This is a genomic window from Gemmatimonadaceae bacterium (assembly GCA_035533755.1).
Taxonomy (GTDB): domain Bacteria; phylum Gemmatimonadota; class Gemmatimonadetes; order Gemmatimonadales; family Gemmatimonadaceae; genus JAGWRI01.
The window spans coordinates 27,773-41,285 of sequence record DATLTC010000077.1 but is presented as its reverse complement, the minus strand read 5'-3'; the positions used below and the strand labels follow the sequence as shown (position 1 = coordinate 41,285).

The 13,513-nt window shown below is 68.7% G+C and carries 15 protein-coding genes; 12 read left to right on the top strand and 3 right to left on the bottom strand.

What is annotated here, in order from left to right; translation table 11 throughout:
• Window positions 1-181 precede the first annotated feature (181 nt).
• The 7 genes from VNE60_11540 (at window position 182) to VNE60_11510 (ending at window position 4,634) form a co-directional block, all read left to right on the top strand.
• The gene (locus VNE60_11540; protein HVB32151.1) at window positions 182-694 is read left to right on the top strand and encodes a hypothetical protein; all 513 of its coding nucleotides are present in this window, start codon (window positions 182-184) and stop codon (window positions 692-694) included.
• Between the two features lie 64 nt (window positions 695-758).
• Entirely contained in the window at window positions 759-1,211 is a 453-nt protein-coding gene (locus VNE60_11535; protein HVB32150.1) for a Rieske 2Fe-2S domain-containing protein, read from the top strand.
• 138 nt (window positions 1,212-1,349) lie between these two features.
• Window positions 1,350-1,853, top strand: a complete 504-nt coding sequence (locus VNE60_11530; GenBank protein ID HVB32149.1) for a DUF6644 family protein — start codon at window positions 1,350-1,352, stop codon at window positions 1,851-1,853.
• A 23-nt stretch (window positions 1,854-1,876) separates the two neighbouring features.
• Window positions 1,877-2,404 carry a Rieske (2Fe-2S) protein gene (locus VNE60_11525; protein ID HVB32148.1) on the top strand — a complete coding sequence of 176 codons (528 nt, stop codon included), beginning with the start codon at window positions 1,877-1,879 and terminating at the stop codon, window positions 2,402-2,404.
• 66 nt (window positions 2,405-2,470) lie between these two features.
• A complete protein-coding gene (locus tag VNE60_11520; protein HVB32147.1) occupies window positions 2,471-3,157 on the top strand; it encodes a deoxynucleoside kinase in 687 nt (228 codons plus the stop codon).
• A 197-nt stretch (window positions 3,158-3,354) separates the two neighbouring features.
• A complete protein-coding gene (locus VNE60_11515; protein ID HVB32146.1) occupies window positions 3,355-4,095 on the top strand; it encodes a glycine zipper 2TM domain-containing protein in 741 nt (246 codons plus the stop codon).
• 8 nt (window positions 4,096-4,103) lie between these two features.
• Entirely contained in the window at window positions 4,104-4,634 is a 531-nt protein-coding gene (locus VNE60_11510) for a putative metal-dependent hydrolase (GenBank protein HVB32145.1), read from the top strand.
• 25 nt (window positions 4,635-4,659) lie between these two features.
• Here VNE60_11510 and VNE60_11505 read toward each other — a convergent pair whose 3' ends face one another.
• The 3 genes from VNE60_11505 to VNE60_11495 are packed head-to-tail and all read right to left on the bottom strand — an operon-like array spanning window position 4,660 to window position 7,560.
• Entirely contained in the window at window positions 4,660-6,096 is a 1,437-nt protein-coding gene (locus VNE60_11505) for an NAD(P)(+) transhydrogenase (Re/Si-specific) subunit beta (GenBank protein ID HVB32144.1), read from the bottom strand.
• Between the two features lie 10 nt (window positions 6,097-6,106).
• A complete protein-coding gene (locus VNE60_11500; GenBank protein ID HVB32143.1) occupies window positions 6,107-6,415 on the bottom strand; it encodes an NAD(P) transhydrogenase subunit alpha in 309 nt (102 codons plus the stop codon).
• Between the two features lie 17 nt (window positions 6,416-6,432).
• Window positions 6,433-7,560: an NAD(P) transhydrogenase subunit alpha gene (locus tag VNE60_11495; GenBank protein ID HVB32142.1), complete on the bottom strand. Its 1,128-nt coding sequence runs from the start codon at window positions 7,558-7,560 to the stop codon at window positions 6,433-6,435.
• Between the two features lie 426 nt (window positions 7,561-7,986).
• Between VNE60_11495 and VNE60_11490 the strand changes: the two genes are divergently transcribed.
• The 5 genes from VNE60_11490 (at window position 7,987) to VNE60_11470 (ending at window position 13,500) form a co-directional block, all read left to right on the top strand.
• Window positions 7,987-8,598, top strand: a complete 612-nt coding sequence (locus VNE60_11490) for an NAD(P)(+) transhydrogenase (Re/Si-specific) subunit beta (GenBank protein HVB32141.1) — start codon at window positions 7,987-7,989, stop codon at window positions 8,596-8,598.
• Window positions 8,599-8,662: 64 nt separating this feature from the next.
• Complete coding sequence (gene ada / locus VNE60_11485; protein ID HVB32140.1) at window positions 8,663-9,745, top strand: bifunctional DNA-binding transcriptional regulator/O6-methylguanine-DNA methyltransferase Ada; 1,083 nt, start codon at window positions 8,663-8,665, stop codon at window positions 9,743-9,745.
• Between the two features lie 130 nt (window positions 9,746-9,875).
• Window positions 9,876-11,126, top strand: coding sequence for a hypothetical protein (locus VNE60_11480; GenBank protein ID HVB32139.1), 1,251 nt, complete (start codon window positions 9,876-9,878; stop codon window positions 11,124-11,126).
• A complete protein-coding gene (locus VNE60_11475) occupies window positions 11,123-12,490 on the top strand; it encodes a cation:proton antiporter (protein HVB32138.1) in 1,368 nt (455 codons plus the stop codon). Before VNE60_11480 ends, VNE60_11475 begins: the two co-directional genes overlap by 4 nt.
• A complete protein-coding gene (locus VNE60_11470) occupies window positions 12,487-13,500 on the top strand; it encodes a DUF72 domain-containing protein (protein HVB32137.1) in 1,014 nt (337 codons plus the stop codon). Before VNE60_11475 ends, VNE60_11470 begins: the two co-directional genes overlap by 4 nt.
• Window positions 13,501-13,513 lie beyond the last annotated feature (13 nt).

Here is a 13,513-nt window from a genome sequence, read left to right as displayed (position 1 = left end):
TGGATCAAACATTCCGGGTGGGGGGTACTGTCCCGCACCCTCGTCATGGCGTCGGTCGCGCGCGCGCTGCGCGGCCGCTGACATCCCTCCGTCCTGGGCTCCGATGCTCGTTCACGCCGTCCTCGCACTGACGTTATCCACGGGCGCGTTCGCCGACACCACGCCGCCGAACCCGGTCCCGGTGAGAGACTCGCAGCCCGCGGCGCCGTTCGTCGTCCCGGCGCCGCGCGACACGGTGCGCCGGAGGCCGCGTCCCCGCGCCATCGAACTCAGCGACGCGTACTACTCGCGCCTCGCGATCCACCGCGACATGAGCTACGCCATCTACCCGCTGTTCGCCGGCGAGTACGTCTTTGGCCGGCGCCTGTGGGCCGAGTCGCGCAACGCGCCCACCTGGGCGATCACCGGACATCGCGTGTTCGCCACGGCGCTCGTCGGCGTGTTCGCCGTCAATACGGTCACCGGTCTCTGGAACCTCTGGGACTCGCGAAACGTTCCCGATCACCGGACCATGCGTATCGTGCACACGCTCACGATGCTGATCGCCGACGGGGCGTTCAGCTACGCCGGGAGCACGGTGGCCACGCAGGCCCAGAACAGCCTCGCCAAACGCCAGTTGCACCGCACGATCACGATCTCGGCGATGGGCCTCACCCTCGCCAGCAGTCTGATGATGACCTTCTTCAATCATTGACGCGCGGTCCGCTCGGCGGCCGCCGCGTGGACGTCACACATGATGCATGACACCGGGAGCACCCATGGGATGTGAGGATTGCGTGAGCCGGCGGGAGTTTCTCGCCAAATCGGCGCTCGCCGCCGCGGCCGCCGCGGTCGTCGTCGGATGCGGCAACGGGCAGATCGGGCCCACGGCCGTGACGGTTCCCAACGGCAACGGCTCATCGGGCGGCAATACGGCACCGGGCTTCAAGGTCGGCAACTACGCCGGGCTCGCCACCGTCGGCCGACTCGTCCAGGTGGACAGCTACCGCGCCGTCAAACGAACCGGAGCCGCCACCTTCGCCGCCTACTCCATGGTCTGCACCCACCAGGGCTGCCTCACCGTCCTGCAGAGCAACGCGTTCTACTGCCCCTGCCACGGGGCGTCGTTCAACAGCAGTGGCCAGGTCACGCGCGGGCCCGCCAACCGGGCCCTCACGCAGTACAGCACCTCCTATGACGCGACCACCGACCTGCTGACCATCGGGTCGTGACGTCGTGACACGCCACGCGCACGACCCGCGAACGATTCCGGACCTCCACGCGTTATCCAACGTCGCGCGAGCCGCCCGGCTCGTGCCGCTCCATCCACCCGGCGCCTCAGTGCAGACCCGGACCCAACACCTCTCCCTATGATTCTCGCCGCACCCGAGTTGGTGGTACACCTGCTGAAGCCCTGGGCCGAGTTCTACGACCGTTCCAAGGTGGTGCCCACGGTGGTCACCTTCCTCCACGTTGGCGCGCTCGTGCTGGCCGGCGGCTTCGCCCTGTCCACCGACCGTGACACGTTCCGCGCCATCAAGGCCGGCGACTCGGTGCGCGCCCTGCACCTCGAGGACATGGGTACCGTGCACGCGTGGGTGATCGGCGGGCTCGCCGTTTCGGCAATCTCGGGACTGCTGCTGTTCGCCGCCGACGTCAAGACGTTTTTCGGTTCCTGGGTGTTCTGGACCAAGATGGCGCTGATCGTCGCGCTCCTCGTCAACGGCTACGTCATGCAGCGCACCGAACGCGGGTTGCGCGAGGGCACGGCCAATGGCGTCGAGCGTTGGGCCACGCTGCGGCGCACCGCGCTCGCGAGCATCGGCCTCTGGTTCACCATCTCACTCGCCGGCATCATCCTGGCGAACATGTAATGCGCATTCTGGAGAATGGAGTGATGGATACGAAGCACGTTCCCGGCGGCGTCGACGACGCGTGTGCAGGCTGCGCGGTGGGAGGACGCCGGCAGTTCCTGCGCGACGCCGCGGTCATGGTGGCCGGCACCCTCGTCGCGCTGGGCGCATTGCCCGCCAACGCCGCCGCGCTCGAGACGCGGTTCATCCGCGCCGTGCACAGCGGCGACCAGCTCAAGAGCTACGCCATCCCCGGCACCGACAGCGTCAACATCGATCAGGACCAATCGGTCATCATCGCGCGCACCCAAGGCAAGCTGTTCGCGTTCTCGCTGGCCTGTCCGCACCAGAACACCGCCCTGCGGTGGGACCCGGCGGACCAGGAATTCCATTGTCCCAAGCACCACTCCGAATACACGGCCGACGGCGTGTTCATCGACGGGCGCGCCACGCGCAGCATGGACCGCTTCGCCGTGCAGAAGAACGGCGGCAACGTCACGGTGGATCTGGACAAGCTGTATCAGGAAGATTCGGATCCCGACCTCTGGAAGGCCGCCTTCCTCACGCTGTAACGCGCGGCGGAGGGGTCGCTGGTCGCGCCCCCTCCGCCCGTCGCCGGCGCTCACTACCTTTCCTCCATGTTGCTCGGTGTAGCAGGCATGGTGGGGTCCGGCAAGACGACCCTCGCGCGCGCCCTCGCGTCCCGCTTCGGCCTGCAATTGGCCCTCGAGAGCGTGGATGACGAGAACCCCTGGCTCGACCGGTTCTACGCGGGCCCCGACGGCATGCGTGCCTATGGCATGCACCTCCAGCTCCACTTTCTCGCCACGCGATTCGCCGCCATGCGCCGCATCGTCGGTACCGGCGGCAGCTGGGTGCTCGACCGCACCTGGTATGAGGACGCCGAGGTGTTCGCCCGCGGCCTGTTCGAGCAGGACCTCATGAGCCCCGACGAATGGCGGCTCTACCAGCAGCTCTACGCCGAACTGCTGCACGCACCCGCCGCGCGCCCACCCCGCCTCCTCCTTTACCTGCACGGACCGCTCGAGACGATCGTCGAGCGCATCGCCACCCGCGGCCGTCCCAAGGAGCGAGACACGGATCCGGAATACTGGCGCGCCCTCCACGGCCGCTACGAGCGGTGGATCGCCGGGTTCCACCACTGTCCGGTGCTGCGCCTCGACGTGCGCGAGTACGACCTCGTCGCCGATCCGGACGCGATCGACGACGTCGCGGCGCGTGTGCGCAGCCGCCTCGATGAAGAGCTCCCGCAAACCGAGCTCTGGCCCGCGCACCACCACCGGTCGGACCGCCGCGCCTCCTGACGGAGAACGCCGAGCCACGGGATGTGTATCATTCCACAGCCTGCATCGCCCGCGTCATCGAGGACCGCCCCATGCCCATGCCATCTTCCAGCCTTTTTCGCGCGATAGCCTTGGCCGGCGCAGTGATGACTGCCACGGCCTGCTCCGATCGCCGAACCGCCGAACGTGCCGATTCGGACCTCTCGCACGATCTAGCCTTGGCTGGGCAGATGAATGGCCAGCCGGCCCTCCAGGACACCGCCGTAGCCAACCAGGCGCAGCCGCAGCCCGCCCCACCGCCGGCATCCGCGAGCACGCCGGCCTCGGCACCACAGCCGGCGGCCACCGTCGCGGCGCCGCCGCCAGACACGCAGCCGGCCCAACAGCCGGATTCGACGGTCATCGTTGGCGCGGCGCCGGCGCCGGCCCCCATCGCCAGAGTCATCGACACCGGCACGCAACTCGCGCTCACTTCGGGAATGCGCGTCTGCACGGGCACCAACAAGGTGGGCGACAAGCTGGTGGCCACGGTGACCAGTCCTGTCACCGGGTCCGGCGGCGCGATGGTTCCCGCCGGATCGCGTGTCGTGCTCGAGGTGGCGCAGGTGGGACCGGCAGACTCGCCCGACGGCGGCGGGATCGTGTTCAAGCCCGCCGCCATCTACGTCGGCGGCGTCGCCTATCCCGCCACCGGGGACATCGTATCCACCACGCCGCCGCAGCGGGTCGAGGCGCCATCCACCGGCCCTTCGGACAAGGAAAAGGTCGTGGGCGGCGCGATTGCCGGCGCCATTCTCGGCCAGATCTTCGGCCGCAACACCAAGTCCACGGTGATTGGCGCCGCGGCCGGCGCGGCCACCGGTGCGGTCGTGGCCAAGGCGCAGCAGAGCTATCAGGCCTGCCTGCCGGAGGGTTCCGCGCTCACGCTCACGCTGAGCTCCCCCGTGACCATGAACTGAGGCATTCCATGGATCTCCGCTACCCGATTGGACGGTTCGAACGCCCCGCGCAACTCACCCCGCCGGAGCGCAGCGCGCTGATCGACACCATCGCCGCGACGCCGGCCGCCCTCCGCGCCGCCGTCCGAGGCCTGTCCGGCACCCAGCTCGATACACCGTATCGCCCCGAAGGCTGGACGGTGCGGCAGGTCGTGCACCACGTCCCGGACAGCCATCTCAACTCGTACGTGCGGTTCCGGCTGGCGCTCACCGAGGAGCAGCCCACCATCAAGCCGTACGACGAGGCTCGCTGGGCCGAGTTGCCCGATGCCAAGGGACCACTCGTCGCCGAGTCGCTGGCGCTGCTCGAGGCGCTGCATGCGCGGTGGGTGTCGCTGCTGCGCGCCATGACGCCGGCCGAGTTCGCGCGCACGCTCGTGCACCCCGAACGTCCGGGTGCGCCGATGTCCCTCGACACGATGGTCGCGCTCTACGCCTGGCACGGGCGCCATCACGTGGCGCACATCACCGCTCTCCGCGAGCGGATGGGCTGGGCCTGAGGTCAGTGCCGCGCGGGCGGCGCTGCTACGCCGCCGACTCCGCGCCTTCCTCGCCCAGATCCTTCACCGCCTGGAGCATCTTCACCAGCACCGCGCGGGCGTCGCCATAGATCATGTTGCAGTTATCGGCGTAGAACAGTTCGTTCTCCACCCCGGCGTAGCCCTTGCCCTGGCCGCGCTTGATCACGTAGACCTGGTGGGCGTAATCGACGTTGAGGATCGGCATCCCGTAGATGGGCGACGTCTTGTCCGTGCGCGCCGCCGGATTCACGACGTCGTTCGCGCCGATGACCAACGCCACATCCGTGCTGGAGAACTCATCGTTCACTTCGTCGAGCTCGGCGATGAGATCATACGGCACGCCCGCCTCGGCCAGCAGAACGTCCATGTGGCCCGGCATGCGGCCCGCCACCGGGTGGATGGCGAACTTCACCTCGACGCCGGCGGCCTGCAGCGCCTTCACGAACTCATACAACTTCTGTTGCGCCTGCGCCGCCGCCAGGCCATAGCCCGGCACGATGATCACCTTGCCCGCGTACCGCATGGCCACGCCGGCGTCGCTCGCTTCCACCGGCTTCATCCGCCCCTTGATCTCGCCGTGATGCTCCAGGCTGACGTCGCCGAAGTTGCTGAACAGCACGTTGCTCACCGAGCGGTTCATCGCCCGCGCCATCAGCAGCGTCAGCAGCGTGCCGGCCGATCCCACCACCATGCCGGCGATCATCAGCGCGGGGCTCTGCAGCACGAAGCCGTCGAGCCCCACGGCCAGGCCCGTCAGCGCGTTGTAGAGTGAGATCACCACCGGCATGTCGGCGCCGCCGATCGGCATCGTCGCCATCACCCCGTAGAGCAGCGCCAGGCCGAAGAAGACGGCGATCAGCACGTGCGTCGGCACACCCGCCACGCCGACGGCCACCGCGATGCCCACGCCCAGCGTGACCAGCAGTGCGAAGGCGTTGTACAGGTGCTGGCCGTTCACGCGCCACGGCTTGTTGATGCGTCCGTCGAGCTTGGCCCATGCCACGAGCGACCCCGAGAACGACACCGACCCGATCACGGCGCCCACGAGCGTGACCGCCAGGTGCGTGGCGCTGTCGGGTCTGCCGCGGAGCAGTTCCACGGCCGCGATCGCGCCCGCCGCGCCGCCGCCCATGCCGTTGTAGAGCGCCACCATCTGCGGCATGTCCGTGAGGGCCACGCGCTTGCCGCTGCGCCATGCCCAACCCACGCCCACCAGCAGCGCCAGCAGCGTCAGCCCGAGGTTCGCCGCCAGGTGCGGCGCCGCCGCGTCGCTGATGCCGAACACGTAGAGGAAGCCGGCCAGCGTCGCGAGCAGCATGCCGTAGCCGGCCACGCGAATGCCCGATCGCGCCGTCACCGGCGACGACATCCGCTTGAGGCCGTAGATGAACAGGAACGCGGCCAGGAAGTCGGTCGCTTGGATGATCCAGACTGGGTTCATGGTCGCGTCCTTAGTGTTTGGCGGGACCGCTGGACTTGAACATCTCCAGCATGCGCTCCGTCACCACGTAGCCCCCGGCCGCGTTGGCCGCTCCGAGGAACACGCCGATGAATCCGATCACCTGTTCTGGCGTCGAACTGGCGTTGAGCAGGGCATACATCGCGCCCACCACGACGATGCCGTGCACGAAGTTGGAACCCGACATCAGCGGCGTGTGCAGGATGGCCGGCACCTTCCCGATCACCTCGTAGCCGGTGAATGCCGCGAGCATGAAGATGTACAGCGCGACGAACCCGACGATCCCCGTTTCCACGTTCATGAAGCTGTCTCCGTGCGCTAAGCCGATTCCACGGCCGCTCGGGCCGCTTCGTTCGTGATCTTGCCCGCATGCGTCAACGCCGTCTTCGCCACGACCTCATCCTCCCAATCCGGCGCGAGCGCCTGGTCCTTGACCAGCAACTCCAGGAGGTTCAGCACGTTCTTGGCGTAGAGTTCGCTCGCGTGTTCCCCGAGCAGCGACGGCACGTTCAGCGGTGCGGCGATCGTGATCTGTCCGATCCGGATCGTCTCGCCCGGTTTCGTGTATTCGCAGTTTCCGCCACCCTCGGCCGCCAGATCGATGATCACCGCGCCGTTCTTCATGCCGTCCACCTGCGCCTTGCTGATGAGCTTCGGCGCGGGCCGGCCCGGCACCGCGGCGGTGGTGATCACCACGTCCGCTTGCTGGATGTGCCGCGTCAGCGCCGCCGCCACCTTCTCCTTCTCCTCCGCCGTCAGCTCGCGCGCATAGCCGCCTTCGCCGCGCGCGTCCACGCCGGTGTCCACGAACTTCGCGCCCAGCGACGCCGCCTCTTCGCGCGTCTCGGGCCGCACGTCGTACCCCTCGACCACCGCGCCCAGGCGCCGCGCGGTCGCGATCGACTGCAGCCCGGCCACGCCCAGCCCGATCACGAGCACGGTCGCCGGCCGCAACGCGCCGGTGGCCGTCGTCATTCGCGGCAAAATGCGCGGAAGTTCGGTGCCGGCCAGGAGCACGGCGTAATATCCGGCCAGCGCCGCCTGGCTCGACAGCGCGTCCATCGCCTGCGCGCGCGTGATCCGCGGCACCAGCTCCATGGCGAAGCAGGTGATCCGCCGGTCGCGGAGCAGCTTCACGAGCTCGGGCTCCCGGTGGGCGTACACGAACGAGATCAGGACGGCGCCTTCCTTCATCGCGCGCGCGACCTCGAGCGACGGCGGCTGCACGGCCAGCACGAGGTCCGCATCACCGACCAGGCTCGACACATCCGTGGCGATGGTGACGTTCCGGTAGGCGTTGTCCGGCAGGCTCACCGCCGCGCCCGCGTCGGCCTGCAACCGAACCTCGGCGCCGAGCTTCACCAGCTTGTCGACGACGGCCGGCACCATGGCCACACGCCGCTCGCCGGCCCGGGTCTCTTTCAGTACCGCGACTTTCAGTGACATCAAACGCTCCATCGATCCGGTGCTGGTGGGCATGGCCGGTCCTTCGCCGGCCGCGCCGCTCGCCTCGTCCCCCGCCAACCAGGCTGGAAGACACCGACTGCCCACGCCCGTCGGCAGAGCCCCGGACCTGGATCGGCTCCGGGCACAACCGGCCGGAGCCGGCGACAGACCACCGTCATCTCGCGTTGAGCACCGCCGAGGGTACCGGCGGCAGGACGGGTAGGCGCACGAACTATAACATGATGCACCCGCCAATAGGGAGTTCCTGATCAAGCAGCACATCCCGCCACCCACTGTCGGCGAAAACCGAAGAAATCGTCGGACCGAAGACGACGGAATTCCTCCGATTCCCTGCTTGCGTCCGATCCGCGCGCCACATACCGCGGCGCGCCCAGCATCGCGCGGATCTGGCGCCCGACATCGCGTGTGTCGAGTTTGCAGCGGTGCGACTCGCCGTGGGATTCCTTCCGCCCGTCTCCTTCAGCTCATGCGACATCGATGACGTCCACACCGCGGCGAATCGCCCTCGCGCTCACGTTGATCGCCTTTGCCAGGGCGCTCGACGGCCTCATCGGATACCACGCCGACATCACGTCGGGCCAGTTCATCTCGCGCGTCGAGATGGCCGCCATCGGCTTCGAGGTCCTGCTCGGCACCGTGACCGTCGCAGGCACCCTCGTCGCCATCGGGAAACTCCGCGCACGGGTCACGTCGGGACCCGTCGCGTACCGCCGCCGGGAGTTCATCACCGGGTCGCTCGGCGCGTTCATCCTCGGGATGCTCGTATACCTGATCGTCTATCCGCCCACCGCGTGGGTGTTCTACACGACCATTGCCCTCGCCTTCGTATTCGGCATCCTGCTCCTGATCCCGATCGACCGCGCGGAAGCGCCGGGAGCCGTAGCGCTGCTCAACGCATGTTCCGGGCTCGCCGCGTGCGCCGCCGGATTCGCGATCACCGACGGCATCCTGATCCTCGTCGGCTTGCTCGCCGGATTGTCGGGGTTCATCGTGTGGCTGCTCGTGCGCAGACCGTAGGACGATTCGATTGGCGCGCAAGCTTCGGATAGCGCGCCCCGCCCGGCGCCCTAGTTTCAGTCGCGTGACCAGAACGCCGCCCTCCGCCCCCCGCATCCCATCCGCCGCCACCGCGTGGCGCGCCGTCGTCGAGCGCGACACGCGCTTCGACGGCCGTTTCGTGTACGGCGTCTCGTCCACCGGCGTGTTCTGCCGGCCGTCGTGCCCATCGCGGCAGCCGCGGCGAGATCGCGTGCGGTTCTTCGCCGACGCCGAGTCCGCGCGCACCGCCGGCTTTCGTCCCTGCAAGCGCTGCCGGCCTGGCTCGGAGCAGCCATCGCGCATGCAGGCCGCGATCGCGCGCGCCATCGCATACCTCGAGGCCCACGCCGATCGCCGCGTCACGCTCGGCGAACTCGCCGTGGAGACCGCGCTCAGTCCTTCTCACCTGCAACGCGGCTTCAAACAGACCGTCGGCATCTCGCCGCGCGAATACCAGGACGCGTTGCGCAAACGCCGCTTCGTGGAGCGGCTCCGCGCCGGAGATACCGTGAGTCGCGCCACCTATGAAGCCGGTTATGGATCGAGCAGCCGCGTGTACGGCCGCCGTGAAGTCCGCGCTGGCATGACCCCCGCCGTGTTCCGGCGCAAGGCCACCGGCCGCCAGATCCGATTCACCACGGTCGCCGTGCCACTGGGACGGCTGCTCGTCGCCTTCACCGACGAAGGCGTGTGCGCCGTGGAGCTGGGCGCCAGTGACGACGCGCTCGAACGCGTGCTGCGCGCCGACTTCTCGAACGCCGTCATCGCGCGAATCCATGCCGGCGCCAACGCGTGGGTGACGACGATCGTCGACCAGGCTCGCGGCCGGCCGGCCGCACACGCGGTTCCACTCGACGTTCAGGGCACTGCGTTTCAATGGAAGGTATGGAAGGCCCTGCAGCGCATCCCACTCGGCGAGACCCGGTCATACGCCCAGGTGGCGCGCAGCATCGGCAACCCCAACGCGGTGCGCGCCGTGGCCAGCGCATGCGCGCGGAATCCCGTCGCGGTCGCCGTACCGTGCCACCGCGTGGTGAAGAGTTCCGGCGAACTGGGCGGCTATCGTTGGGGCGCCGACGTGAAGGCCAAGCTGCTCGAACGCGAGCGGCTGGCGGCGCGCAAGTAGCCGGTTCTCGAGAGTATTCGCCGCGCTCGCCACGCCTGATCCGCTCGCGGCCCCCGGCGAGCCGGTTGCCGCCGGACTTGGCGGGGGTTAGTCTGACAAAATCCGTGCACGATGAATCGGAGGCGTCCGCGTGCAAACAACGCTGGCCGCGCTCGCCGTCCTGAGCGTCGGATACGTCCTGGCGTATTTCGTGTTCGACCGTCTGCGCGTCCGCTTCGGATACGCCGGTGGTGCGGAGTACGTCATCCTCGGATTCCTGCTCGGACCCAAGGTCTCCGGACTGCTCAGCGATACGGCCGTTCGGAGTCTGACCCCGATCGCCAGTCTGGCCATGGGCTGGCTCGGCATGTCGCTCGGCACCTACTTCCGGCTGCCGGAGTTGATGAAGCTCGAGGAAGGCGTGCCGCGCACGGCGTTCGCGGAGGCGATCACCACGTTGGCGATCGCGTTCGGACTCCTGTACACCGCGCTGCACTATCTGGCGGGACTGCCCATCGCACCCGCGGCCCTGCTGGCCTCCACCCTCAGCGCCATCGCCGCGCTCAGCGCGCCCGCGGCCATCGATGCGTTCGCCAGTCAACCCAGGTGGGCCGGCCATCCGCTGATGCCCGTCCTGCAATTCACGGCGCGAATCGACGGCCTGGTAGGCATCGTCACGTTCGGACTCGTGCTGGCGGTATTTCACCAGGGCGCGGTGGCCCCCTACATCCGTCCGCCGACCGCCACCGAATGGGCCGTCATCAACATCGCCGTCGGCGTCGTGAGCGGCGTCCTGTTTCACCTGTTCCTGGGGCGGGCGCCCTCCACCGGCAACCCCGACGATCGCAGCCAGCTGTTCGTCGCGCTCTCGGCGGTGATCGTGATCGCGAGCGGTGCGTCGTACTATCTGAATCTGTCGCCGATCTACACGAGCATGATCCTCGGGTTCGTGCTCGTCAATACGGGACGCGCCCACGAGGATGTGCGCCAACTGCTGCTCAGCACGGAACGCCCGGTGTATCTCGCATTGCTCATCTTCGCCGGCGCCATGTGGACCGCGCCCGATCCGCGACTGTTGTTCCTCGCCCCGGCGTTCATCGGCGTGCGTCTGGTGGCCCGCTACGTCGGCGGATGGGTGGCGGGACGGTGGGCCGCCGATCGCGCCGTCCGCGCCCCGGCGCTCGGCAGGGCGCTGCTCGCGCAGGGGGCCATCGGCGTCGCTCTGGCGCTCAATTACGGCCAGGTATATCCCTCGTTCCGCCCCAATCTGGTGCTCACCGCGGCGCTGCTGTCCGTGCTGGTGTTCGAGGGAATCGCCGCCAGTGAGACGGCCCGGTTCATCGAACGTCCGCCATTCGCCACGCCCGCCCAGCCCGTGCCCGACAACGAGCCCGTCACGTGATCCGCCGCATCCTGGTCATCCTGCTGCTGATCGGCGGGGCGGTGCTCATGGAACCGCTCCGCGTGCCCACCGAGGGCGTGATCGCGCCGCGTTCGCTGTTCATGTTCGGCCTCCTGCTGCTCACCGCCGATTCTCTCGGGCTCCTCGCGCACGAGATGGGGCTGCCCAGAATCCTGGGGTACCTCCTGGCGGGCGTGGCCCTCGGCCCGTCGGTCGGCGGGCTCGTGCCCGCCTCGGTGGTGAGCGACCTCTCGATGACCAACCGGCTGGCGCTCGGGCTCATCGGTCTGCTCGCCGGCGCGGAACTCCGGCTCAGCGACATCCGCGACCGCTGGAAACAGATCCTCGCCATCCTGGGCACGCAGACCGTGGTCGTGCTCGGGTTGATCGTCGCCGCGGTGGTGATCGGTCGCGACTTCGTTCCGTTCGTCGCGGGCCTGGACACGCGCCAGACGCTCCTCATCGCGTTCCTCTTCGCCACGCTGCTCACCGTCAACTCCCCCATCGTCACCATCGCCCTGTTGCGAGAGACCAGGGCCAACGGCCCCGTCGCCCGGACCACGCTCGGGGTGGTGCTCGTGGCCGACGTCGTGGTGATCTTCCTGTTCACCATCGCGCTCAGTCTCGCCCAGGCCGGCTTCACCGCCGGCCAGGTCCACGCGTGGACGATCCTCCGCGGCCTGGTCTGGGAAATCAGCGGGTCGTTCCTCGTCGGCGCGTTGATCAGTGTGCTGTTCACGCTCTATCTGCGTTTTGTGAAGCGGGAGATCGTGGTCTTCGCCGTGGTGATGGTCTTCGCCACCGCCGCGCTCGTCAGCGCGCTCGACTTCGAGCTGCTGCTCACCCTGGTCGTGGCCGGCTTCCTGATCGAGAACGTCGCGCCGGTTCGCGCCGAACCGCTCGTGCACGCCCTCCATCAGACCGCCAATCCCGTGTTCGTGATCTTCTTCGCGCTCGCCGGCGCCGACCTGCAGCTTCGTGAAGCGGCACCGCTCGCCGTCGTCATTCTCGTGCTCTCGGCGGTACGGCTCGTCGGGATCGTGATCGGCGCCGGACTGGGCGCCCAGTGGGCCGGGGCCGAGGAGCCGGTGCGGCGCTACGGCTGGATGGGGCTGGTGTCGCAGGCCGGCGTGGCGCTCGGACTGGCGACGCTGGTCGCCGACCGCTTCCCGGACGTCGGTCTCGCGATGCAGTCCACCGTGATCGGGGTCATCGCCGTGAATGAGACGCTGGGACCGATCCTCTTCCGGCGGGCGCTGAGCCGCGCCGGCGAGATGGAGCCCCGCGCCGACGCGGCGAATGCTCCCGATGCGCCACTCGCCGTGCCCGCCGTAGCCACAGCGAGCAGCGCCACGTCGGAATGAGCGACGAACCGTCGCACGATCCCGGCGCGGCCGAAGCGATGCGCCGGAGTGAGGCCGCCGGCGCCGGCGAGATTCCGGTGCTGCGCGCCGCGCACGACGCCCACATCCGCATCGGCACCGCCAGTTGGACCGACCCCACCATGGTCGCGCCCGGCGTCTTCTATCCCGACGGCGTCGCCACGCCCGAAGCGCGGCTCCGCTACTACGCCTCGCGCTTCCCGCTCGTCGAAGTCGATTCCACCTACTACGCGATCCCCGCCCGGCGCATGGGCGCCATCTGGGCCGAGCGCACCCCCGAGCATTTCCTGTTCAATATCAAGGCGCACGCCCTCATGACCGGCCAGCCCACCGAGACGTCGCGCCTGCCCAACGCGATCCGCGAGGCGCTGCCCGGTTCGGTACGCGAGAAATCGCGCCTGTACGCCAAGGATCTTCCACCCGAATTGCTCGACCTGGCGTGGACCATGTTTCTGGATGCCCTCGAGCCCCTCCGGTCCGCCGGAAAGTTGGGGGCCATCCTGCTGCAGTATCCGCGCTGGGTGCGCCCCTCGCGCGCCAGCGCCGCGCTCATCGAGGATGCCCGACGCCGGCTCGGCGATCGCCCGGCGGCCGTCGAGTTCCGCCATCGCGACTGGCTCGCCGACGGCACGCGCGACCGCACGCTCGCCCTGCTCCAGCGGAACGGCTTGGCATACGTGTGCGTGGACGAGCCGCAGGGACTCGAGAGCAGCGTGCCGCCGGCGACCGCCGTCACCAACCGCCTCGCCATCGTGCGCTTCCACGGCCGCCGCGCCGCATTCTGGGAAGGTCCGGTGGCCAAGGTCAGCGAACGCTTCCGCTACCTCTACGACGCCGCGCAGTTGGACGAATGGCTTCCCCGCATCGCCGAGCTTGCCGACCGCGCCGAGGAGATCCACCTGGTATTCAATAATTGCTATGCCAATTATGGCACCACGAATGCCGCGGAGCTGGCGGGAATGCTGATTGACGGTAGGACGGTAGGAGAGTAGGACAGATAACCGC